Source organism: Ruegeria sp. BHSB064 (genome assembly GCF_059613205.1).
Genome location: NZ_JBXWSB010000014.1, coordinates 13125 through 36379 on the forward strand (window position 1 = coordinate 13125; position 23255 = coordinate 36379).

Consider the following 23255-nt stretch of genomic DNA (forward strand, 5'->3'; position numbering starts at 1 on the left):
CATTGTGGCGCCATGACGACACAGCCGCGATCCCTGACGTTTCAGTCCCCCGAAGAAACCGCCGATTTCGCCATGCACATTGGCGCAAACCTGCAATCGGGCGATGTTGTGTTGTTGGAAGGTGAGATCGGCAGCGGCAAGACACATTTTGCGCGCGCGCTTATTCAGTCGCTCATGTCCGAGCCCGAAGATGTCCCTTCGCCCACGTTTACCTTGGTGCAAGTCTACGATACGCCGATTGGTGAAATCTGGCACAGCGACCTCTATCGTCTGAGTGCCGTGGACGAGGTTGAGGAACTGGGCCTGATTGACGCCTTCGAAACCGCCATCTGCCTAGTCGAATGGCCTGACAAACTTGGGCCACTTACCCCAGATGCAGCTTTGAAACTGACCTTTGAAACAGACCCTAACACTGAAAATCTGCGCCATTTGACCCTGTCATGGCTTGATCCGAAATGGGCAAAAAAACTGGAGACTTTCGGATGACAAACAGGACGGTCCTTGCCGAGGCCCTGATTGCTCAGACCCAGTGGGCCAACGCCAACCGTGCCCCGCTGGCGGGCGACGCTTCGGACCGCCGTTACGAACGGCTGACCGACCAGACTAGCGGACAAACGGCTGTTCTGATGGATGCACCGCCTGAAAAATGCGAGGACGTCGAGGATTTTGTGCGCATCGGGAATTACCTGCGTTCGGTGGGCCTGAGCGCGCCCGAGATCTACGCAGAAGATGCGCAATACGGCTTTCTGTTGCTGGAAGATCTAGGTGACGATCTTTTTAGCCGGGTGTTGGCAAAGGATCCTTCGAAAGAACGTGTTTTGTATGAAGCAGCAACAGACGTTTTGCTGCACCTGCATCAGGCACCTTCTTTGTCTTTGACCTCCTTTGACCCGCCGCTGATGACAGAACTCTGCACACTGGCCTTTACAAGCTATGCGGCTGGAATTTTGGGAACCTGCGATACGCGTGCGCAAAGCCGGTTTGAACACCGATTTGCGGATGTTTTGCACCGTGAAACGTCAGGTGTGAAAGTGGTCGCGCTCAGAGATTATCACGCGGAAAACCTGATTTGGCTACCGGATCGCGACGGGTTAAAGCGCGTTGGTCTTCTGGACTTCCAATCCGCCGTTCTGGCGCATCCCGCCTATGATCTGGTCTCCCTTTTGCAGGACATTCGCCGCAAGGTTTCTCCCGGAGTCGAGATGCAGATGATCAACCGGTATATTGCGGCCTCTGGCATGGACGACCACGATTTTCGAACCGCTTACAGCGTGCTGGGTGCACAACGGAACCTGCGGATACTCGGCGTTTTTGCACGCCTTGCGACCGACTATGGCAAACCGCATTACGTGGACATGATACCGGCGGTCTGGGACCATCTGATGCGTGACCTGGATCATCCGGCCCTGGTGTCGATTGCCCCTTTGCTGCACGAGGCTTTGCCCAGCCCAACGCCCGAAAACCTGAACAAGCTGAGGTCACAATGACCGGTTCACCCTTTGCAGTGATGCTGTTTGCAGCAGGGTTTGGCACGCGCATGGGCGCTTTGACCAAAGACCGCCCCAAGCCGTTGATCGATGTGTGCGGGCGCCCCTTGATCGATCACGCGCTGGAACTTGTTCATGACCTTGACCCTGTGCGCATCGTGGCAAACGTGCATTACCATGCCAATCAGCTGCATGCGCACCTCGACCCCAAAGGGGTAATACTCTCACACGAAGAGCCGGAGATTCTGGAAACGGGCGGCGGATTACGAGCCGCCCTGCCCTTGTTGGGCACCGATCCCGTTTTCACGCTGAACACCGACGCCATCTGGGCTGGACCTAACCCCTTGTCCCTGTTGCAAAAAGCTTGGGATCCGACCCGTATGGATGCGCTTTTGATGTGTGTTCCAATTGCACAAACCGCTGGTCACACGGGGGACGGAGATTTCTCGGCCGACGCGGACGGTCGTATCACACGCGGACCGGGTTTGGTCTATGGGGGCGCGCAGATTCTCAAAACGGATGGACTGCACGCGTTCCCGCAATCCGCGTTCTCGCTAAACCTGCTTTGGAACAAGATGCACGATCAAAACCGCCTGTTTGCCATTGAGTATCCGGGGCGGTGGTGTGACGTCGGTCGCCCTGAAGGGATCGCCCTGGCCGAAGGTTTGCTGGCTGATGTTTGAACCCGGCACCCTGCCCCGCGTCTTTGCTGTGCCGCCCGGCACAGATTTCCCGAAAGCACTGGTGGATGGCCTACGGCAGCGCTGCTCCGGCCCGCCGGAAGCCTTGGCGCGGGTGGAATTGGTGTTGAACACACGGCGTATGGAACGGCGCGTGCGCGAGCTGTTCAATCAAGGGCCGCCCTGCCTGCTGCCACGTCTTTCTTTGGTCACGGATTTGGGGGAAAGCGTTGATTTAGCGCAGGTTCCTCCAGCCATTCCGCCCCTGCGACGTCGTCTGGAACTCACGCAGCTGGTGGCTAAACTGCTGGAACAACAGCCGGATCTGGCGGCGCGCTCTTCGGTCTTCGACCTCTCGGACAGTTTGGCGGCGCTTATTGATGAAATGCAGGGCGAAGGTGTATCGCCCGAGGCCATCCGGCAGTTGGATGTCAGCGACATGTCCGGGCATTGGGCACGGGCGCAGGCTTTCATCGGTATTGCCGATCATTTCATCGATACCGGCGCAAATGCGATGGATGCGCAAGCCCGCCAACGCCGCGTTGTCGAAAACCTGATCGCGCGCTGGAAGGAGAATCCTCCGCAGCACCCGGTCATTCTGGCGGGCTCCACCGGGTCACGTGGAACGACGCTTATGTTGATGGAGGCCATCGCGCGTCTGCCTCAAGGAGCCTTGGTCCTGCCGGGATACGATTTCGACCAACCCAATCACGTTTGGAACGGGTTGGATGATGCGCTGACATCGGAAGACCATCCGCAGTACCGGTTCCGCAAACTCATGCGTGCGCTGGATATTGCACCTGATCAGGTTGCTGCATGGACCGACTTGTCCTCGCCCTCACCCGCACGCAACCGTTTGGTTTCGCTCGCTTTACGCCCGGCACCGGTAACTGACGCCTGGATGACCGAAGGGCCTGAACTTACCGACCTGGAAGGCGCAACCAAGGACCTGACCCTGGTCGAAGCGCAATCGCCCCGCGCCGAAGCTTTGGCCATCGCCTTGCGCCTGCGACAAGCCGCTGAAGACGGTCAAACCGCTGCCCTGATCACACCGGATCGCATGTTGACCCGTCAGGTCAGCGCCGCACTGGATCGATGGAACATCCTGCCGGATGACAGTGCGGGCCTACCTCTGCAACTCTCGCCCCCTGGTCGTTTTCTGCGCCATGTGGCCAACCTTTTCACGCGCCGCCTTGAAGGCGAGACGTTGCTGACGCTGCTGAAACACCCGCTGTGTCATGACGGGGGTGAGCGTGGCGCTCATCTGTTGCATACACGTGATCTGGAACTGGACCTGCGCCGCCATGGGCCGCCTTTCCCCGACAGTATCAGCCTGACCGCATTTGCTGTCCGCAAAGAAGCGCCGGAAAGCTGGGTTAATTGGGTTGTCCATCATTTCTGCGATCAACAGATCAGTGGCCAGCAACATCTTTTGGATTGGGTGGATCGCCTAACCGAATTGGCCGAAGCGATCTCGGCTGGAAGTACAGGTGAAACCGGCACGCTTTGGGACAAAAACGCGGGCCAAAAGGCCCTGGCGGTTGTGAACTCTCTCAGAGAGGAGGCGCAACATGGCGGCATGATGACCGCCCATGATTTTGCCGATCTGCTGGGTGCTTTATTGGCGGGCGAAGAAGTGCGCGACCGGGACGCCCCGCATCCGCATATCATGATTTGGGGAACGCTCGAGGCGCGGGTGCAGGGTGCCGATCTGCTGATCCTGGGCGGGCTGAATGAAGGAAGCTGGCCCGAGGCCCCGGCGCCAGATCCATGGCTGAACCGCCAGATGCGCGACAAGGCCGGGTTGCTGCTGCCCGAACGCCGGATCGGTTTGTCAGCACATGACTTCCAGCAAGCCATCGGCGCACCCGAGGTTTGGCTGACCCGCGCGACCCGTTCGGATGACGCAGAGACAGTGCCGTCTCGGTGGTTGAACCGGCTAACAAACCTGATGCAAGGGTTGCCGGGGCAGGGTGGTCGTAAGGCTCTGGAAGGAATGCGTGCGCGTGGTCAGCGCTGGTTGGGCTGGTCCGAAGTTCTGGAAGAAGCGCCGCGCATTGACCCCGCGCCACGCCCATCGCCACGACCGCCGGTCACCGCGCGCCCACGGCGTTTGTCGGTGACCGAAATCAAACGGCTCATCCGCGATCCTTATGCTGTCTATGCCAAACATGTGCTGCGCCTGAAGCCATTGGACCCCTTGGTGCAGGCCCCCGATGCCTTGCTTCGGGGCATCGTGATCCATGAAATCCTTGAGCATTTCGTTAAAGACAGCGTTCTCGACAGTGCTTTGCTGACACGTGAGAATTTCTTGAAACGGGCGCACAGCCTTCTGGAACAGCATGTGGCCTGGCCCACCGCCCGTAAACTCTGGCTGGCTCGGTTGGAGCGGATCGCGGATGACTTCCTAGGCGCTGAACTATCGCGTCGAGGTGACGGCGGCCCAATTGCGTTTGAAGCCACGATGAAACTGGTGCTGAACCCTCTGGATTTCACCATCGTCGGACGTGCGGACCGGATTGATCGCAACAGCCGGGGCGCGCTGCGGATCATCGATTACAAAACCGGCGCGCCGCCCACGGAAAGTCAGCAATCAAAATTCGACAAACAACTGTTGATCGAGGCGGCAATGGCCGAGCAAGGCGGGATTGAAGGCATTGACCCAATGGCTGTAGCCGAAGCCATCTTCATCGGAATGGGCGGCAGTTACAAAGAGGTCGCAGCGCCCTTAGTCAAAGAGCCGACCGACAAAGTTCTGGCTGAGTTGAAAGAGCTGGTTTCGGCATATTTAGAGCCTGATCAAGGATTCTCATCCCGTCGGATGCTGCACAAGGATACGGATATCGGTGACTATGATCACCTGGCGCGGTTCGGCGAATGGGACCGTACTGCTGAAACCTGCCCCGAGGACCTGAAATGAGCCAGCGCAACGATGCAACCGAACGGCAAGTGCAGGCCGCGCGCCCTGACGCTTCGACCTGGCTGGCGGCCAATGCGGGGTCCGGTAAAACGCGGGTTCTGACCGACCGCGTGGCGCGTCTGCTGCTGGGCGGGGTTCAACCACAGCACATCTTGTGCCTGACCTACACCAAGGCAGCCGCAAGCGAGATGCAGAACAGATTGTTCAAGCGACTTGGTGAGTGGGCAATGCTGGATGATGGTTGTCTGTTAGAGCAACTGACCGATCTGGGCGTGCCCGGCGACATCGACTCGGACAGATTGGCGCAAGCACGAACCCTGTTTGCGCGTGCCATAGAAACGCCGGGTGGTCTGAAAATCCAAACCATTCACTCGTTCTGCGCCTCGTTGCTGCGGCGGTTCCCGCTGGAGGCCGGGGTCAGCCCTCAGTTCTCCGAAATGGAAGACCGTGCAGCCGCCCTGTTGCGGGAAGAGATCGTCGAGGATTTCGCAGAAGGTTCACAGGCCGGGTTGATTGAAGATGTGGCGCGGTTTGTAACCGATACGGGTTTTGACAAGTTGACCGCCGCGATCACGCACAGGCGCAACCTGTTTGCACAGCCACTGGGCTGGTCCGAGTTGTTGAATCGGTTCGATCTTCCGGAAGGCTTTGACGAAACCGCCCTGGCAGAGAGGGTGTTTCTGGGTGGAGAGGTCGAACTGATCCAGTCCATGCTGCCCGTGTTGACTGAAAGCGGCGGAAACAATGCCAAGGCAGCGGCCAAGCTGGCCAGTTTCACCGAAGCGCGATTGATGCATCTGCCGATGTTGGAGAGCGTATTCCTAACTGGAGCAAAAGCTAAGGAACCATTCACCGCCAAGATCAATGGTTTTCCAACCAAACCCCTGCGTGAGGGCGAACTGGCCGATCGGATGCCACAATTGGAATCCTTCATGCTGCGGGTCGAGGCCGCGCGTGAACAGCGCCTAGCCTTGGTCGCGGCTCAGAAAACCGCCGTCCTGCACCGCTTTGCTGCTGCGTTTCTACCGGAATACGAGCTACGCAAGCAATTGCGCGGCTGGCTGGATTTCGATGATCTCATCCTGCGCGCGCGGCAGGTGCTGAATGACCCGGCGGTAGCCGAATGGGTGCTGTATCGCTTGGACGGCGGCATCGACCATATTCTGGTGGACGAAGCCCAGGACACCAGCCCCGATCAGTGGGACGTGGTCGAAAAACTGGCGCAGGAATTCACCAGCGGGGAAGGGGCCCGATCCGGGGTTGAGCGCACGATCTTTGTCGTCGGCGACAAGAAACAGTCGATCTATTCCTTTCAGGGCGCGGACCCGCAGGCGTTTGACAGAATGCAGGAAGAGTTTGGCCGAAAACTGGCTGAATCAGACTCTAAACTGTGGGATATGACGCTGGAATATTCGTTCCGATCCTCCAGCGCGATCCTGTCTTTGGTCGATATTCTGTTTGAAAACCGGATCGAAGCTGGGTTTCACAAGGACAGCCTGCACCGCGCTTTCAAAGCTGACCTACCGGGCCGGGTTGATCTTTGGCCTGTCGTGGAAAAGGTCGAAGAGGCCGAAGAAGGTGACTGGACCGATCCGGTGGATCGCCCTGGTGCGCGACACCATACCGTCATTCTGGCCGAACAGGTTGCACAGTCGATCAAGGCCATGATCGAGCGGGGTGAGACGATCCCTGAGGATGACAAGAGCGGCACGTTTGTAAGACGAAAGGTGGAACCGGGGGATTTCCTGATCCTCGTGCAGCGCCGCTCGGATCTTTTTGCCGAAATCATCCGCGCCTGCAAATCTGCCGGTCTGCCCATCGCCGGGGCCGACCGTCTTAAGGTGGGCGCTGAACTGGCAGTCAAAGACCTCGCCGCGCTGCTGAGTTTTCTGGCCACGCCCGAAGACAGCCTGTCGCTGGCAACGGTTTTGAAATCCCCGTTGTTCGGATGGTCCGAGCAGCAGCTTTTCGATCTGGCGCACCGGCGACAAGAACAATTTCTTTGGGCCGCGCTGCGCAACCGGGCTGAGGAATTTCCCGAAACGCTCGCCATTTTGAATGATCTGCGCAGTCAGATCGACTTTCTGCGCCCCTATGACCTGATCGAACGCATTCTGACCCGCCATGACGGGCGGCGCAAATTGCTAGGCCGTCTGGGGGCCGAAGCTGAAGACGGCATCAACGCACTCTTGTCTCAGGCACTGGCCTATGAACGCACCGATATCCCCAGTTTGACCGGGTTTTTGGTCTGGATGCAGACCGACGATCTGGAAATCAAACGGCAGATGAGCGGTGTTGGCAACATGATCCGGGTGATGACCGTGCATGGCTCAAAAGGTCTTGAGGCTCCGATCGTGATCCTGCCGGATACCGGCAAACGCCAGGCGCCGCGCGATGCCGAGATCATGGTGACCAAAGACATTCCACTGTGGAAAGTGTCGGCCGATGCATCGCCCGGACTGATCGCACAGGCACGGGAGGAGGCCCGTGCGCGCGAGGAAAATGAACGGCTCCGGCTACTCTATGTGGCTCTAACACGGGCCGAAAAGTGGTTAATTGTAGCAGCGGCAGGTGACTTAGGGAAAGATGGTAACAGCTGGTACCAAATGGTCGAGGCCGCGATGGAAAGGGCCGGGGCCGCGCCGCTGCCGAATTCCAACATTCGCCGCCTGTCTCATGCGGATTGGGACGCGCTTCCTTTGGTCGATCAGCGGCAAATGGCGACTGAACGATCAGAGTTACCAGACATATTTCGCCATCCTGCACCCGAACCCATTGAACCAGCAAGCGCGCTCAGCCCTTCGGATTTGGGCGGTGCCAAGGCTTTACCCGGTGACGCCGGTTTGGATGAAGACGCTGCAAAACTGCGCGGAACACGTCTGCATCTGCTGTTGGAGCACTTGCCGATAGCTGAACCGGACATGTGGCCCGAGCTTTGCGCCCGACTGCTACCGGATATGCAAGACATAGACCGGCATGAGCTTTTGACCGAAGTCACACAAGTTCTGACGGCAGAACCACTGAAGAATATTTTTACACCTGAGACTCTGGCCGAGGTTCCAGTAACCGCGGATTTGAACGGGCTGCGCATGCATGGGGTCATCGACCGGTTGATCCTTTCAGAAACAGACGTGCAAGTGATTGATTTCAAAACAAATGCGACTGTCCCAAACCAAGTCGAAGATTGCCCCGAAGGGCTGATGCGTCAAATGGGGGCTTACGCGCAGGCGCTTGCTCAAATCTATCCCGACCGCAGCATTAGAACCGCCATTCTGTGGACCCGAACCGCGAACCTCATGTGGTTGCCACACGATCTTGTGACGGATGCCCTGGCCCGCGCTCGGATACCTTGACCTTACCCGACGCGGCACCTACGTTCTGTTCCCGAGTTTACCCCATTCAGGAGACAGAATATGTCGACCGTAGCCGTTACCGACGACACCTTTGATGCCGAAGTCAAGAACTCGACCGTTCCCGTGGTCGTGGACTTCTGGGCAGAATGGTGCGGCCCCTGTAAGCAAATTGGCCCCGCACTGGAAGAACTGGCCGCCGAGTATGGCGACAAGGTGAAAATCGCCAAGGTGGATGTGGACAGCAACCCGAACTCTGCTGCTGCAATGGGCGTACGCGGTATCCCCGCGCTGTTCATCTTCAAGGACGGTCAGGTTGTATCCAACCGTGCGGGTGCGGCCCCCAAAGCTGCGCTGCAAAGCTGGATCGACGAATCCATCTGATCTGGTCCTAGCAGAACGTTCCAAAGGCGCCTCAGATCGGGGCGCCTTTTTTGTTGCATATGTCGGAGAAACCAATGGCAAAAACGCGGGTTCTTGTTGAATTTGGGATGGGTACATCCCTACGTCGGATGGATTATACCGAGGCATCATTACGGGCGATTAAGGATGCGCTGTGGCATAACTCCGTCAATATGGCCGAACTGTTTGGGTTCCCAAAAGAGGCGATGATCATTGATGCTGAAATCGGTGTGCAGCAGCCAGATCAGGTTGATACCGACGCTTTGAAGGCAATCTTCCCTTATGGACAGCCGAATATTACTGTCACCAAAGGTGGGCTGGATATCGAGAAACCACATAATGACGGGCACACGGTCATCGCAAACGCCGCCGTGATCGTTTCCTTTGATATGGAGCCCGCGCAATGAGCGAAAAACGCATCATTCTGGAGATGGGAACGGGCAACGACCTGTACGGTCAGGACTATACCAAAGCGGCGCGCCGTGCGGTGCAGGACGCGTTGCATCACTCATCAATCACACTGTTTTCCAAGCTGGGCATTGATCATTCCCAGATGCGGGTCGGCGTGACCATCGGCGTCCAAGAGCCCGATCAGGTGGATTGTGATCTGGTTGCTGCCGATCTGCCGCGGGGCCGCGCCGAAGTGCGCGCGGTCAAGGGCGGTCTGGACGTGATGGATAAAGAGGCCGGCACTAAACACGTGATTGCAACCGCTGCGGTCGAAGCATTCCTGCCCGACCTGTCAGGGAAATACGTTCAAAGCTGACAAAGAAAAAGCCGCTCGGGGCTCCGGGCGGCTGTTCCAATTCGGTAATCCAGACGAAGGATCAGATATTTGCGATGCTTTCGCGGGTCAGACCGATGTCTTCCAGCTGTGCGTCGCTGAGCTCCGACAGAAGGTTCCGTGTTTTACGTGCGTCGTTCCATTTCGCAACAGATTTGACGACGTTTGAGAACGCGTCCGCCACGTGCAGGATGGTAGCTGCTCCGAGCGGCGCATGAATGTTAGCTGTGGTTGCCATGTGCGCAGTCCTTAAATGTGAAACAGCCGACCCGTTGTCGGTTGTAAGCCCCATGTAGTCCCGCGCGCTTGGACTCACAATTGCTGGTCTGGTAACCCCGGATTGCATTTTCTGCATATCTTTTGAGCACTTTAAGAACGGGTTGCGCCAACACCTAACGCGGCCCATATATACCGCCAGCGAAAACGGAGACGATCATGGCAGATAACGACTTTCCCGGTTGGCACGGCACGACGATCATTGGCGTCAAAAAGAACGGTCAGGTTGTCATCGCCGGTGATGGTCAGGTCAGCCTTGGTCAGACCGTGATCAAGGGAACAGCCCGCAAGGTGCGCCGTTTGTCGCCCGGTGGGTTCGAGGTTGTGGCAGGTTTTGCCGGATCGACCGCAGATGCCTTCACGCTTTTAGAACGATTGGAAGCCAAGCTCGAGGCGACACCCGGCCAATTGGCCCGCGCCTCGGTCGAACTGGCCAAGGATTGGCGCACAGACAAGTACCTTCAAAAGCTAGAGGCAATGCTGATCGTCACAGATGGCAAGGATCTGCTGGTCATCACCGGGGCAGGGGATGTGCTGGAGCCCGAGCACAACGTGGCCGCCATCGGATCGGGCGGAAACTTTGCACTGGCCGCGGCCCGCGCGATGATGGACAGCGACAAAGAGGCCGAGCAGGTCGCGCGCGAAGCAATGGCGATTGCTGCGGATATTTGCGTCTATACAAACGGCAATCTGACAGTTGAGGCGATAGCGTCATGAGCGCAGTTCTCGCAGCCATATTCGGCGGCCTGATCGGTGGCATTATTGGGCCAATTATCCTAGAAGAATATCGAAGCAGGAAGCACAACAAAGAGTGGAAAGAGCCTCGCAAAAAGCTCCTGAAATCCATGTTGAAGGACTCAAAGTACAAGTTCAAATCTTTGGAAAGGCTCAGCAGGACGATTGGCTGCACCGAAGACGAAACACGCTCGTTGTTGATTGAGCTGGGTGCCCGGGGCACCGTTTTGAAGAAATCAAAGAAAGAGGGTTGGGCGCTGATCGAAAGAGCGCCACTACCAGAGAGTCAGCGCAAACTGGACGAAGAAGAGATCGAAGAAGATCAAGAGTAAAAGTTCTCTTAGCTTTCAATCAGCCTCGGGTCGCCTGTCAGGCTAACAGCGCCTTGATCTCTTTCCCTTTCCAGCGACGGTGCATTCCGATCAACCCGAAGATCGCCGCGATGACCACGATGTAGTAAGGCACGCGGATGTCGATGCTCATCAACCCGCCGCCGATCAGGGACATGATGCCTCCGGCCAGACAGAAGACCGCCGTGGTCACACCCATGACCCAGCCTTGGTCCGTCTCGCTAACGCTGGAGGAAAACAAGCCCAGCATGGTTGGATATGCAACACCGAACAGGAAGTAGAAGAAGAAGACCGGCACATAGCTGAGCACGCCGCTGGGGCTGAAGGCAAAGGCCAGGCCGCAAATCACCATCACGATGAGAGACGTGTAGATGATTTGATGTTTGCTAAATCGTTCCTGCGCGGGCTTGACGAGGAACGTGCTCGAGAACGCCAACGCGAAGCCGATCACCACCATAGCCATACTGCCACCAATCACACCGTACCCAAAGGCACTCGTCAGGAAGTTGTCGACGAAAACATAGAAGGTCACGTTTGCGATCATGAAGAATGCATAGACCGGCAGGATTTTCAGAACCATCGGATGCCCACGCACGGCGATCAGACTGTCGGTGATGTCGCGTGGACGGAACACAAAGGGTTCACGCTCGGTCCGGGTATCCTTGAAAAAGGTTGTGACCAGGAAGATGGCAATCAGAACCAGAACAAAAGCGCCATAAAACGGGGTTTTCAGGGTTGCGTAGCTGCCCAGCAGGGCGGCGTCGGACAGGACTGCTCCGATAATGGGGCCGCCCACCAGACCAAAGCTGACGCCGGTCACGATATAGCCCATGTTGCGGTCGCGGTCAGCCGCATCGGTGCTGCCGTCAATCATCGCCGCTTGCGCGATGGGCTGGTTGCCAGCCGTGAACCCGGTGATCGAGCGCCCGACGATCAACAGCAACAGGCTATTCATGTAAAGCGCCGCGATGGTCAGCGCATAGCCGACCAATGCACCACCCAGACAGACCAGCAGCGCGTTCTTGCGTCCAATCGAATCCGAAACCTTCGAGACGTAAACAACCCCAAGAAACCAGGACAAAAAGAAACAGCCGATCACGAGGCCATAATAAAAGTGGCGTCGCCCCACTGGTGTGCTGTCCGGCAAAAACCCGGACTTCGTTTCCATGATGAGCGAATTGATGATCGGAAAGACCAGACCTTGCCCGATCAGGTCGACAAAAACCACGAACAACAAGGTGATCTTGGCAATCTTGGTCATAAAAACGCCCCCGGTTCCAATGGCTTGGGGCGAGTGTAACAGACAGTTCCTCTGTTACCTAACGATGTGTCAGAGGCCGGAAGGGACGGCCTCTGACCAGAGTGGTTACTTCAGCGATGCAACGCCCAGCGGCACACCGGCGACTTCGCACCAGATGTACACTTCGTTGTAACCCGACACATCCATTGTCGGCGGAACTGCGTAAGATTGCTTGCCTGTCAGGTGCAGCAACGCGCCCAGTTTGCTGTCCGGGGCATATTTGCCATCTTTACCAAACGCGACACGCGGATCAGGGCCGTTATCCAGCGAGAAGTCCTCGCCCAACTCAACGATGTAACGGTCACCATCCTTAACCAGTTTCACCGAACCGGTGGTGATGTGGTTCGAGCGACCCTCGAACGAGCCTTTCTTTTTGGCGCCGCCGGCCAGGGCAGTGGTGGTGCCAGCCAGTGTCAGGACCGCGCCCGTGGCAGCAGCTTTCACAAAAAGCGAACGACGAGTCATCATGATTTGGTATCTCCATTGATAGATGCAGGCAGGTTTGCCCGTCGCAAAAACTATGCCGTACGTGCTGCACCCATGGCGATTCACATCGGCACGAATTTCCGTGTGCTGCCCGTGAGTTGGCGTGAGTTTTCCGTGATCAGCTTGTGTTTTCCCGTCTTATGATTAGGTTCCGTTGCGAAACAACCGGATAGAATACACATGACCGACCTGACCCCGCGCGAGATTGTCTCGGAACTGGACCGCTTCATTATTGGCCAGAAGGATGCCAAACGTGCGGTGGCCGTTGCCTTGCGCAATCGTTGGCGGCGCAAACAGCTGGCTGATGACATTCGGGACGAAGTCTACCCCAAGAATATCCTGATGATCGGCCCGACCGGTGTCGGCAAGACCGAGATCAGCCGCCGCCTGGCCAAACTGGCCCGTGCGCCCTTTATCAAGGTCGAGGCCACCAAGTTCACCGAGGTTGGATATGTCGGTCGAGATGTTGAACAGATCGTTCGTGATCTGGCGGACGCGGCCATTGTCCAGACGCGCGAATACATGCGCGAGGATGTTAAGGCGCGCGCCCATCAGGCCGCCGAAGATCGCGTGATTGCCGCGATTGCGGGCGAAGACGCCCGCGAAGGCACGCGTGAGATGTTCCGCAAGAAACTGAAAGCCGGGGAGCTGGACGACACGGTGATCGAGCTGGAACTCTCCGACACTTCAAGCCCGATGCCGATGTTCGATATTCCCGGTCAGCCGGGCAGTCAGATGGGCATGATGAATCTGGGTGACATTTTCGGCAAGGCGTTTGGCGGACGAACCGTCAAAAAACGCATGACGGTCGCTGAAAGCTATGACGCGCTGATCGGGGAAGAGGCCGACAAGCTGCTGGATGACGAAACCGTCAATCGGGTGGCCCTCGAAGCGGTCGAGCAAAATGGCATTGTGTTCCTGGATGAGATCGACAAGGTCTGCGCCCGTTCAGACGCGCGCGGTGGCGATGTCAGCCGCGAAGGGGTGCAGCGCGACCTCCTGCCTCTGATCGAAGGCACCACCGTCAGCACCAAACACGGCCCGGTAAAAACCGACCATATCCTGTTCATTGCCTCAGGTGCATTCCACATCGCCAAGCCATCGGACCTGCTGCCAGAGTTGCAGGGCCGTCTGCCGATCCGCGTTGAACTGCGTGCGCTCACCGAAGAAGATTTCGTGCGTATTCTGACCGAAACCGACAACGCGCTTACCCGGCAATACACCGCCCTGATGGGGACCGAAGAGGTCACGGTCAGCTTTACCGAAGACGGCATTGCCGCGCTGGCAAGGATTGCAGCAGACGTAAACCAAAGCGTTGAAAACATCGGCGCGCGGCGGCTTTACACGGTGATGGAGCGGGTCTTCGAGGATCTCTCATTTGCTGCACCGGACAAGGCCGGAACTGAAATCACGGTCGATGCGCAATTCGTCAGCGACAATCTTGGTGAATTGACCAAGTCCACAGACCTGAGCCGTTACGTTTTGTAACAGGGCCAGCCGTTTTTGCCGCTCTTTCAGACGATCGGCGCTGGACCCAGAGCGAGAATAAGATAGCGTGTGCACGATTCAACCCGAGGTCTGGCACGTGCTGCGCTATTTCTTTGTTTTACTTCTGTCCCTTTCTCTGAGCGCCTGTGTCGACCGGACAGTGTCCGAGGTTGTTCCATCAGCTGTGGGTGTTGGTACACCTGAAACGATTTTTGCCAGTACGACCCGAGCGCGTGAAGTCGACGGATCCTATGGATTCCGGCGTGGTGAGTCGCTCCAGTTTCTGGAAACGACGGTTTCGATTCCGCCGACACATACGCCGGGTACGCTCAAATTCTCATATGCAAACCCCAACCCGCAGAAAGAATTTGTTCTGACAGGCGTGACAGAGTTGGACGGCCCGCGCGGTCTGCGAGAACACCTGCGCGGTCAGGATGACGTTACGATTTTTGTACACGGCTATAACTCGACTCAGACCGAAACCATCTTCCGCGCCGCTCAACTGACCCATGACATCGGTCTTCCGGGATCTACGCTGGTGTATTCATGGCCAAGCCGAGCAACCGGCTATGGGTATGCCTACGATCTGGACAGCATGTTGTTCGCCCGCGACGGGTTGGAGCAGACCATCCGTGAACTCAAGGCCATGGGCGTTAAACGCGTTATTCTGGTCGCACATTCCATGGGCGGTGCCTTGTCGATGGAAATGATGCGACAAGCTGAACTGCAAGAACCCGGATGGGCGAAAAGAAATATCGAAGGTGTTGTGCTGATCTCACCGGATCTGGATCTGGATCTGTTCCGCTCGCAGATGAAACGCATCGACAACCCACCCGATCCGTTTCTTGTTATGGTGTCCCAAAAGGACAAAATCCTGAATATCTCGGCTCGTTTGCGCGGAACGAATGAAGGTGAAAGGCTGGGCAACATCAGCTCAATCGACTCGCTTGAGGAGTTCCCGATCAGCGTGATCGATACAACCGCCTTCAACAGCGATGCTGCGTCCTCGCATTTCGTTGCCGCGACCTCTCCGGCACTTCTATCGATCCTCAGCTCGTTGCGGCGTATCAATAGTACGTTCGGGCGCGAAGATCGGCAGGCCATCGATATTCTCGTGCCACCCAGCGAACGCAACCCGGATGGTGCCACTGAAATTGTATTGACCGAAACTGGGCAGGCGCAGGTGACGACGCCGTGACGCAGTTTAATCTGCGTCGGTTTCTTACTGACAATGCAGCCTGGTTGGGCGCCGGAGTTCTGCTGACCTTCCTGTCCAGCTTTGGGCAGACCTTCTTTATCTCGGTCTTTGCCGGTGAAATCCGCGCGGCTTACGGGCTCAGCCACGGGGCCTGGGGTATGTTGTATTCTCTGGGCACGCTGGCAGCGGCACTGGTGATGATCTGGGCGGGCGGGCTGACAGATGTGTTCCGCGTCCGAATGTTGGGGCCTGTGGTTCTGGCTGGGTTGGCGTTGGCGGCATTGGCCATGTCGCTGAACAGCTGGGTTTTGCTGCTGCCGGCGGTGATCTTCCTTTTGCGCCTGTTTGGGCAGGGTATGAGCACCCATCTGGCGATGGTCGCAATGGCCCGTTGGTTCACTGCAACACGGGGTAAGGCCTTGTCCATTGCGTCGGTCGGGTACGCGGTCGGAGAGGCGCTGCTGCCGCTGGTTTTTGTCACTGCGATGGTATTTCTGGATTGGCGGTGGCTGTGGGGGCTTGCTGCCATTATCGTTTTACTGGGTATCCCAATTCTGATGCGCCTTCTCAGGGAAGAACGCACCCCGCAAAGCCTTGCCAGTGAGTATTCAGCCACCGGTATGCAAGGGCGTCACTGGACGCGGGGTGATGCGCTGAAACACCCGCTATTCTGGTTTATGGCGCCCGCCGTCCTTGGACCATCGGCTTTTGTCACGGCCTTTTTCTTTCATCAGGTCCATTTGGCCGAAGTGAAAGGATGGGCTCACATCCAGTTGGTCGCCTTGTTTCCTGTTTATACCGGGGTTTCGCTGCTTTCGATGTTTACAGCCGGTTGGGCGTTGGACAAATGGGGCACAGCGCGGATGATGCCCTATTACCAGCTGCCGATAGCGCTGGGTTTTGTGACTCTTGCCCTGACGACCTCGATTGCCGGGGCAACGCTTGGGCTGGCTCTTCTGGCACTCACCGCTGGGGCAAACAGCACGTTGCCCAGCGCCTTCTGGGCCGAGTTCTACGGGACCCGGCATATCGGTGCGATCAAAGCGATGGCAACAGCGGTTATGGTTTTGGGCTCGGCAATCGGGCCGGGCCTGACCGGAGTTCTGATTGATTGGGGCGTTTCGTTAGACACACAATTCCTTTGGACCGGAGCGTTTTTTGTTCTGGTCTGCACGCTGGTCCGTGTTGGCGTCACCCAAGCGGCGCGATCCCTTTAGCGAAGACGCCGTAAGTACACGTAATAAGCTCCGTCCCCACCATGGCTTATATGGGCAGGTGTAACCTGCATCACCGCCTGCGCCAGTGGCGGTATGGTCAGCCAATGCGGCACCTGATTGCGAAGTACACCACGTGGGGTCGGAATCGGGCCGGGTTCGTCCCGATCCTTTCCTTTGCCGGTCACAACCAAAACCAAACGTTTGCCTTGTGCCTGCGCTGTCAGGACAAAACGGATCAGCGCGGGATGCGCCGTGTCGACCCGCATGCCGTGCAAGTCCAGTTTGCTTTCCGGTTTGAGCTTACCGCGCTTCATCCGGCCAAAGGCTTTGTTGTCCATCTGAACCGGCGTCCGGCGCAGCGCATCTGTGACCGATGGCTTCAAATCATTTAGCTTTGGTTTTGTCTGATGAGTCTCACCAATTTCAAACGCTTCGAACCGAGGTCTCGGCGTTTTTTTCGGCTTGGGTTTCGGCAATGAGGTCGGATGCACCGTCTGTGGAATTTCCGGATGCATCCGTTCGGCTTGTTTGGCGACCTTGCGCCAAAGCTCGATCTCTTCAGTCGTCAGTTTGCGCCGGGTCATCAGAATTCGTCCGGCAGCAGGGCATAGGCCCGCTGAATCGGCAACAAAACGACCATCCGACCCGGATCTTTTAACCTGCCCGCAGCTTGCCCGGCTTCGTCACCCGTTCCAAAAAAGATGTCTGCCCGCTGGGCACCCTTGATGGCGGCCCCAGTGTCCTGCGCGATCATCAGGCGACGCATCGGGTTTTTGCCGTCCTTCTCAACCCAGACCGGCGCCCCCAATGGCGTATAGGCCGGGTCCGCCGCAATGCTGCGCATCGTTGTAATGGATCGGTTCATGGCCCCCAATGGCCCAAGTTCGGGCGCCACGCGCGAGACTTCACGAAAGAACACATAGGACGGGTTGTGGAACAACAGCTCGGTTCCGGCCTCAGGGTTCTTGCGGACCCACGCCCGGATCATCTGAGCACTGACTTCATGCGCGCCCAAAATTCCGCGCCGAACCAGTTCAACACCTATGGATCTGTAAGGATGACCATTTGCGCCCCCGTATCCCACACGCAAGGCACCACCATCAGGCAACCGTACACGTCCCGAACCCTGGATTTGCAGGAAAAACAGCTCGACCGGGTCATCGACCCAGGCAATCTCAAGCCCGCGACCCTGCATCACATCACCAGTCAGAATTTCGCGACGGCTAAGCCATGGCCCATCCCGCGCTTCAGGCGGCATTTTGTAGATGGGGTACTTGAAACGATCAGTCCGGCTGCGCGCACCATCAAGTTCAGGTTCAAAATACCCCGTGAACAGGGCGTCCTTGCCATCTTCGACCAGGACGGGGCGGAAAAAGAGCTCAAAAAACGCCCGCGCGGCATCCGCTTCATAGGTTCCCGCAACTCCGCATAGCGCACGCCAGTCCGGGTCCTTCAGATCACCGCAGGTGTTCAGGAAAACGGAAAGGGCCGCGCCGTGGTCATCTTCGGCCCAGCCCTGAAGGTCGTCAAACGACAGAATGGATCGCGTTGCCTCGGCTCCGGCAGCGCTGGCGGCGGTCATTGCACCCGCCAGAAAAAGCGACCGGAGCGTGGCAATCATGCGTCCGTGGCAACAAGCAGCCAGTTCGGATCGTCCTTGCCCATCACACGGGCAAAGGTCCAGCTGTCCTTTTGGCGTTTCACGGTGTTGGGGTTGCCCTCGACAATATCACCGCCGCGATCCCGCACGACCGAGGTCAGTTCACCCACAAACTTCATGGTGATCTCGGCTTCGTTGGTGTTTTTGTCGAACTTGACATCCGACAGGGTGGTTTCCCGCACGCCGATAAATTCGGCCTCGATGGTCAGGCCCTGATCTTCGCGCGCGGCCACAACCGAGACGAATGTTTCAAACACCTCTTCCGACAGGAACGGCTGGATCTCGTCGAGATTGCCTTTTTCGAACCCCATCACAATCATTTCATAGGCGCCGCGTGCGCCCTGAACAAATTCGTTGACAGAAAAGCCGGGCTCAACCCGTTTCATCGCGGCCAGGGTTTGCGCCTGTTCGCTGTCTTCGGCGACATGGTCAGTGATGTCATGATCCGGGCCGCCTTCGATCACCTCGAAATCGCGACGCGATTTATGCGCTTCAGGCTGTTGCTGCAAAGGCGGTTTCTCAAAACCTTCACGCGTACCCAACACGCTTTTGAGGCGCAGGATCAGGAAAACGGCAATTCCGGCCAGGACCAGTAGCTGGATCATGGGTTCGTTCATTTCATCCTCTTTTCAGAACCGCGACTTTGTATACGCGGCCTCATGCCACTATGTAGGTGAGCGTGGGTGGCAAGTCCACAGCCCGGCCTTAGGGAAAGGATAGCGCAAATGTATCTGTTCTTGGCATTTTTATTGGTGCCCATCATCGAGATCGCCCTGTTTATTCAGGTAGGTGGTCTGATTGGACTTTGGCCAACTCTTGCCATCGTCGTTTTGACCGCCGTTCTGGGCACAGTTCTGGTGAGGACACAAGGTCGCATGGCATTGGTAAATTTGCAGCGTTCGTTCGCTGAACTGGACGACCCGACTGAACCTTTGGCCCATGGTGCAATGATCCTTTTGTCCGGTGCATTGCTGCTGACACCGGGTTTTTTCACCGATGCCATAGGGTTTGCATTGCTGGTACCGGGTGTTCGTGTCGCTGTTTTTCGCTATCTGAAGTCGAAAGTCACCGTGGCACATTTCCAGATGGGACAGGGCACAGGATTTCAGTCGCGACACAATCCTTTCGAGCAGGGGGACATCATTGACGGTGAATTCAGCGAAGTTCGCCCGAAAAAAGACCCTTCAAAGCCGTCGAAATGGGTGGAAGGCCCCCACCAGCATTGAGGTGCCGCGCCCAACTTGCTAAGCAGTGGCGAAATTCATTTTTGGAGTAGATCCATGGCCGAAGAAAACGCTGCAGAAAACACTGCGGCCCAAGCCACCCCACAGGTTCAAATGCGGGTTCTGGGGCAGTTCATCCGTGACATGTCCTTTGAAAACGTGATGGCGCAAAAGGGTGTATCAGGCGACGTGCAGCCGGAAATCGCGGTTCAGGTGAACCTGGACGCGAAAAAGCGCAGCGCTGAACATCAGTTCGAAGTGTCCATCAAGCTGAACCTGACATCCAAAGCCAAAGGCATGGATGATGTCCTGTTCATGTGCGAACTGGACTATTGTGGTTTGTTCCACATTGAGGGCGTGCCAGAAGATCAGATGCACCCGTTCCTGATGATCGAGTGCCCGCGGATGCTGTTCCCGTTCCTGCGCCGCATTGTCAGCGACATCACCCGTGATGGCGGCTTCCCGCCGGTGAATCTGGACAATATCGATTTCGTGGCGCTGTATCGCAACGAGTTGATGCGTCGTCAGGCCGAGCAGGCCCAGAAAACCGACGCCTAAGGCTTTGACCCGTGCCTGAAAGGATCAGGCGCGGGTCCACAGGGTGCTTTCACCCAGCTTCTCTACAAACGCTTCATGTGCAGCGCGTTCATCTTCGGTGATCCGGGATGGCAACGGTGTGCTGCGCGGTGTCGGTCGCCAGTCTTCACCGCCACCGGATGCGGATGATGCGGACGTGGACAGGCCAAAATCAGGCTGCCGCCCACCGATCAGTTCAAGATAAACCTCGGCCAGGATTTCAGAGTCGAGCAAAGCGCCGTGCAGAACGCGGTTCGAGTTATCGATGTTGAAACGTCGGCAGAGCGCATCCAGGGAAGCCGGAGAACCGGGAAAGCGCTTGCGGGCGATTGCCAGCGTATCCAGCGCTTGTTCCATCGGGATCAACGGTGCGCCCATCCATTTTAGTTCCGCGTTCAGGAACTTCATGTCGAACGACGCGTTGTGGATCACCAACCGGGCATCCCCCACAAATTCACGAAACCCGTGACCCACTTTGGCAAACACCGGTTTGTCTTTCAGCGTCACCTCACCTTTTTCTGGGGGACGCGGGTTGTCCAACAGATCCGGGCCGATGCCATGCACGCCAAACGCCTCATCCGGCATACCGCGTTCAGGGTTGATATAGACGTGATAGGTTTCACCCGTCGCGACGTGGTTCCACAGCTCAACGGCACCAATCTCAACAATCCGGTCCCCGCTTTCGGGATCGAACCCGGTGGTTTCGGTATCGAGTACGATCTCACGCATCTTTCATCCCCGCCCGTATCTCCCTGACCACATCCTGCACCTGCTGGCGGGCATGGTCCAGCGTGTCTGTTACGATTACAAAATCCGACCGCGCACATTTCTCTGCATTCGGCATCTGCTTGGCGCGGATCTGTTTGAACTGCGCCTCGGACATGGTTCCCCGTTCCATAACACGGCGCTTTTGTTCGTCAGCGGGGATCGAAACGCAAGCGACGGCGTCCATCGCTGCGTCTCCACCTGTTTCAAAAAGAAGTGGAATGTCGAACACCAGAATGTCGCTTGTTGCGTTTTCGCGAAATACTGCACGGTCTTTCGCGACCAGAGGATGCACAATCGCTTCGATTGCTTTCAACGCTTCGGGATCGGCCGCAATGATCTGCTTTAACGCGTCCCGGCTTACAGCTCCGTCGACAATCGCGGCAGGGAAGGCTGCTCGCATTGGTTCAACCGCAGCACCTCTGGACGTGTACAACCGGTGCACTGCCGCGTCCGCATCCCACAAAGCACAGCCTTCTTCGACAAACATCTGTGCTGTGGTGCTTTTCCCCATGCCGATGGAACCGGTCAGGCCAAGGGCAAAACTCATGCCAAAGCCGCCGCGCGCGTCTCTGCATCCACTTCGGGGCGCACGCCAAACCACCGCTCAAACCCAGGAACCGCCTGGTGCAATAGCATGCCCAAACCATCAACCGTGGTGCAGCCAGCCTCTTCCGCGGTTTTCAGAAGGTTTGTCTTTAACGGAGCATAGACCAGATCGGTGACCACGGCACCGGGTTGCAACCCATCCAGTGGAACCCGCAACTCAGGCTGGCCCTGCATCCCCAACGAGGTTGTATTGACCACCAGTTCTGCGTTTTCGATGACATTCCCGGCCTGAACCCAATCTACAACGCGAATACGCTGGCCAAATTCCTCCTTCAGATGATCCGCACGGGCGCGCGTTCGATTGGTCAACAGGATTTCGGGTACGCCTGCATCGGACAAGGCTTGCAGAACCGCACGCGCTGCGCCGCCGGCCCCGAACACTACAGCCGGGCCGTCTTTGGCATTCCAGTCCGGCGCGCCGCTGCGCAGGTTTTCCATGAAACCATACCCATCAGTATTGTCCGCGTGGATCGAGCCATCTTCACGAAACACCAATGTATTCGCAGCGCCGATCACCGTTGCGCGGTCGGATACGTGATCCGCAATCTTCAACGCTGCTTCCTTGTGTGGAACAGTCACATTAGCCCCAACAAAACCCGCTTTGGGCAGCGTACGTAGCACGGTTTCCAGATCGGCAGGGGCAACATCCATCGGGATGTAATGCCCGGCAAGGCCATACGTCTTCAGCCAATGGCCATGCAGTTTCGGGGAACGTGAATGCCCGATGGGATGTCCGATCACCCCGGCCAGTGGAACCCGGTAGTCCGTCATTGATCGATCACCCCTTTGACAGCCAGAAAATTGAGAAGCTCCAACAAGGGCATACCCAAAACATTAAAATAGTCCCCGTCAATACTGGCGAACAGGCGGACACCTTCTTCTTCCAGCTTATAGGCTCCGACCGCATGGCGGATACTGTCCCAGTTCCTTGAGACATAGTCTTTCAGATAAGCATCAGAACTGGCCCGCATCCGCAACCGTACCTGTCCCACATGCCGCCAAATCGGCTCTCCATCCTGATAGATCACGGCCGCAGACAAAAGCATGTGCCGTTTGCCGCGCATCGCTTTTAAATGAGCCAACGCCTGTTCCGGGGTTTCAGGTTTTGACAGCAGCTGACCGTCAAAATCCAGAACCTGATCACACCCCAGTACCATAGCGCCTGGGTTCTTGTCGCTGACCTTGCGGGCTTTCATTTCAGCAAGCGTGTCGGCAATATCCCGTGGTGACGCGTTTTCAGCCAGCAAGGCGCGCTTGGCTGTTTCTTCATCCACGCGCGCGGTTTGAACGGTGAATGGTACACCTGCATTCTCAAGCAGCTGCGCCCGTATCGCAGATCCCGATGCCAGAAGAATGGGGACAGACATGTGGAAAACCCCGTGTGCAAGTCGATGAGAGTTCTGGGGTGCTTTGTATGGTTTTCCGGTTGACACGCAACCCCGGGAAAACCGCGTCAAAGATCCCCGAGTCGCTCAAATCCCATCCAGCCGGGACAAGGATAAGTCTGATCACAGGGATAACTGAATCATCCCACGATACCCAAAGACTTATCCCCAGTTCACCCGTCTGTCATGTATATATAATTAATTGTTTTTATTGTGAAATTTTTTATTTCAACAGAATCATTGGAAGCTGAGATTGTTCTGTCCACCTTGGGGAAAACAAATGGGTAAAACAGTAATCCACGGTTTTTGAACACCCTACAAAACCATCTTCCTTTTTCTTTTCTTATTTTTTTATTAGGGAGAG

Annotated in this window: 24 protein-coding genes and 1 pseudogene; 15 read left to right on the top strand and 10 right to left on the bottom strand. The window is 56.9% G+C overall.

Annotated features, from left to right (window positions below):
• The first annotated feature begins 12 nt into the window (after positions 1-12).
• The 8 genes and pseudogenes from tsaE (at position 13) to AC2FNU_RS05370 (ending at position 9605) form a co-directional block, all read left to right on the top strand.
• The gene (gene tsaE / locus AC2FNU_RS05335) at positions 13-486 is read left to right on the top strand and encodes a tRNA (adenosine(37)-N6)-threonylcarbamoyltransferase complex ATPase subunit type 1 TsaE (protein WP_496785727.1); all 474 of its coding nucleotides are present in this window, start codon (positions 13-15) and stop codon (positions 484-486) included.
• Entirely contained in the window at positions 483-1487 is a 1005-nt protein-coding gene (locus AC2FNU_RS05340; RefSeq protein ID WP_496785728.1) for an aminoglycoside phosphotransferase family protein, read from the top strand. The genes tsaE and AC2FNU_RS05340 overlap by 4 nt, the downstream gene beginning before the upstream one ends.
• Positions 1484-2170, top strand: coding sequence for a nucleotidyltransferase family protein (locus AC2FNU_RS05345; RefSeq protein WP_496785729.1), 687 nt, complete (start codon positions 1484-1486; stop codon positions 2168-2170). Before AC2FNU_RS05340 ends, AC2FNU_RS05345 begins: the two co-directional genes overlap by 4 nt.
• Positions 2163-5087: a double-strand break repair protein AddB gene (addB, locus tag AC2FNU_RS05350; protein WP_496785731.1), complete on the top strand. Its 2925-nt coding sequence runs from the start codon at positions 2163-2165 to the stop codon at positions 5085-5087. The genes AC2FNU_RS05345 and addB overlap by 8 nt, the downstream gene beginning before the upstream one ends.
• On the top strand, positions 5084-8440 hold the full coding sequence (addA, locus tag AC2FNU_RS05355; protein WP_496785733.1) for a double-strand break repair helicase AddA: 3357 nt from the start codon (positions 5084-5086) through the stop codon (positions 8438-8440). The genes addB and addA overlap by 4 nt, the downstream gene beginning before the upstream one ends.
• Before the next feature lie 42 nt (positions 8441-8482).
• Positions 8483-8821: pseudogene (gene trxA, locus AC2FNU_RS05360) on the top strand (thioredoxin); the annotation flags it as partial.
• 74 nt (positions 8822-8895) lie between these two features.
• The gene (locus AC2FNU_RS05365; RefSeq protein WP_496785735.1) at positions 8896-9246 is read left to right on the top strand and encodes a Lin0512 family protein; all 351 of its coding nucleotides are present in this window, start codon (positions 8896-8898) and stop codon (positions 9244-9246) included.
• Complete coding sequence (locus AC2FNU_RS05370) at positions 9243-9605, top strand: Lin0512 family protein (protein ID WP_496785737.1); 363 nt, start codon at positions 9243-9245, stop codon at positions 9603-9605. Before AC2FNU_RS05365 ends, AC2FNU_RS05370 begins: the two co-directional genes overlap by 4 nt.
• A gap of 61 nt (positions 9606-9666) precedes the next feature.
• Here AC2FNU_RS05370 and AC2FNU_RS05375 read toward each other — a convergent pair whose 3' ends face one another.
• Complete coding sequence (locus AC2FNU_RS05375; protein ID WP_171092756.1) at positions 9667-9861, bottom strand: DUF1127 domain-containing protein; 195 nt, start codon at positions 9859-9861, stop codon at positions 9667-9669.
• Between the two features lie 197 nt (positions 9862-10058).
• Here AC2FNU_RS05375 and hslV point away from each other — a divergent pair, with 197 nt between their 5' ends.
• Both hslV and AC2FNU_RS05385 read left to right on the top strand, forming a co-directional pair.
• Positions 10059-10616 (top strand): ATP-dependent protease subunit HslV, encoded by a 558-nt coding sequence (hslV, locus tag AC2FNU_RS05380; protein ID WP_496785739.1) that lies wholly within the window; start codon positions 10059-10061, stop codon positions 10614-10616.
• Positions 10613-10966 carry a hypothetical protein gene (locus AC2FNU_RS05385; RefSeq protein WP_496785741.1) on the top strand — a complete coding sequence of 118 codons (354 nt, stop codon included), beginning with the start codon at positions 10613-10615 and terminating at the stop codon, positions 10964-10966. The genes hslV and AC2FNU_RS05385 overlap by 4 nt, the downstream gene beginning before the upstream one ends.
• Positions 10967-11003: 37 nt before the next feature.
• Here AC2FNU_RS05385 and AC2FNU_RS05390 read toward each other — a convergent pair whose 3' ends face one another.
• Together AC2FNU_RS05390 and AC2FNU_RS05395 are read right to left on the bottom strand one after the other, a co-directional pair.
• Positions 11004-12245, bottom strand: coding sequence for an MFS transporter (locus AC2FNU_RS05390; protein ID WP_171105754.1), 1242 nt, complete (start codon positions 12243-12245; stop codon positions 11004-11006).
• A gap of 105 nt (positions 12246-12350) precedes the next feature.
• Positions 12351-12752 carry a DM13 domain-containing protein gene (locus tag AC2FNU_RS05395; RefSeq protein WP_496785743.1) on the bottom strand — a complete coding sequence of 134 codons (402 nt, stop codon included), beginning with the start codon at positions 12750-12752 and terminating at the stop codon, positions 12351-12353.
• 198 nt (positions 12753-12950) lie between these two features.
• Between AC2FNU_RS05395 and hslU the strand changes: the two genes are divergently transcribed.
• From hslU to AC2FNU_RS05410, 3 genes are all read left to right on the top strand, one after another.
• Positions 12951-14258: an ATP-dependent protease ATPase subunit HslU gene (gene hslU / locus AC2FNU_RS05400; protein ID WP_496785745.1), complete on the top strand. Its 1308-nt coding sequence runs from the start codon at positions 12951-12953 to the stop codon at positions 14256-14258.
• 76 nt (positions 14259-14334) lie between these two features.
• The gene (locus AC2FNU_RS05405; RefSeq protein WP_496785807.1) at positions 14335-15456 is read left to right on the top strand and encodes an alpha/beta hydrolase; all 1122 of its coding nucleotides are present in this window, start codon (positions 14335-14337) and stop codon (positions 15454-15456) included.
• Entirely contained in the window at positions 15453-16673 is a 1221-nt protein-coding gene (locus AC2FNU_RS05410; RefSeq protein ID WP_496785747.1) for an MFS transporter, read from the top strand. Before AC2FNU_RS05405 ends, AC2FNU_RS05410 begins: the two co-directional genes overlap by 4 nt.
• Here AC2FNU_RS05410 and AC2FNU_RS05415 read toward each other — a convergent pair.
• The 3 genes from AC2FNU_RS05415 to AC2FNU_RS05425 are packed head-to-tail and all read right to left on the bottom strand — an operon-like array spanning position 16670 to position 18950.
• Positions 16670-17257: a Smr/MutS family protein gene (locus AC2FNU_RS05415; RefSeq protein ID WP_496785749.1), complete on the bottom strand. Its 588-nt coding sequence runs from the start codon at positions 17255-17257 to the stop codon at positions 16670-16672. The two genes, AC2FNU_RS05410 and AC2FNU_RS05415, sit on opposite strands and share 4 nt — an antisense overlap.
• Positions 17257-18294 (bottom strand): murein transglycosylase A, encoded by a 1038-nt coding sequence (gene mltA, locus AC2FNU_RS05420; protein ID WP_496785751.1) that lies wholly within the window; start codon positions 18292-18294, stop codon positions 17257-17259. The genes AC2FNU_RS05415 and mltA overlap by 1 nt, the downstream gene beginning before the upstream one ends.
• Positions 18291-18950 (bottom strand): Tim44/TimA family putative adaptor protein, encoded by a 660-nt coding sequence (locus AC2FNU_RS05425; protein ID WP_496785753.1) that lies wholly within the window; start codon positions 18948-18950, stop codon positions 18291-18293. The genes mltA and AC2FNU_RS05425 overlap by 4 nt, the downstream gene beginning before the upstream one ends.
• A gap of 108 nt (positions 18951-19058) precedes the next feature.
• On the opposite strand from AC2FNU_RS05425, the gene AC2FNU_RS05430 reads away from it, so the two are divergent.
• The gene (locus AC2FNU_RS05430; protein ID WP_496785755.1) at positions 19059-19559 is read left to right on the top strand and encodes an FxsA family protein; all 501 of its coding nucleotides are present in this window, start codon (positions 19059-19061) and stop codon (positions 19557-19559) included.
• 54 nt (positions 19560-19613) lie between these two features.
• Positions 19614-20114, top strand: a complete 501-nt coding sequence (secB, locus tag AC2FNU_RS05435; RefSeq protein ID WP_496785757.1) for a protein-export chaperone SecB — start codon at positions 19614-19616, stop codon at positions 20112-20114.
• Positions 20115-20138: 24 nt separating this feature from the next.
• Here secB and dnaQ read toward each other — a convergent pair whose 3' ends face one another.
• Genes dnaQ through AC2FNU_RS05455 form a run of 4 tightly spaced genes read right to left on the bottom strand, consistent with a single transcriptional unit; the run spans position 20139 to position 22873 of the window.
• Positions 20139-20861 (bottom strand): DNA polymerase III subunit epsilon, encoded by a 723-nt coding sequence (gene dnaQ / locus AC2FNU_RS05440; protein ID WP_496785759.1) that lies wholly within the window; start codon positions 20859-20861, stop codon positions 20139-20141.
• Entirely contained in the window at positions 20854-21447 is a 594-nt protein-coding gene (gene coaE, locus AC2FNU_RS05445; protein WP_496785761.1) for a dephospho-CoA kinase, read from the bottom strand. Before coaE ends, dnaQ begins: the two co-directional genes overlap by 8 nt.
• Positions 21444-22277 carry a shikimate dehydrogenase gene (locus tag AC2FNU_RS05450; RefSeq protein ID WP_171184691.1) on the bottom strand — a complete coding sequence of 278 codons (834 nt, stop codon included), beginning with the start codon at positions 22275-22277 and terminating at the stop codon, positions 21444-21446. Before AC2FNU_RS05450 ends, coaE begins: the two co-directional genes overlap by 4 nt.
• Positions 22274-22873 carry a Maf family protein gene (locus AC2FNU_RS05455; RefSeq protein ID WP_496785762.1) on the bottom strand — a complete coding sequence of 200 codons (600 nt, stop codon included), beginning with the start codon at positions 22871-22873 and terminating at the stop codon, positions 22274-22276. Before AC2FNU_RS05455 ends, AC2FNU_RS05450 begins: the two co-directional genes overlap by 4 nt.
• Between the last annotated feature and the right edge of the window lie 382 nt (positions 22874-23255).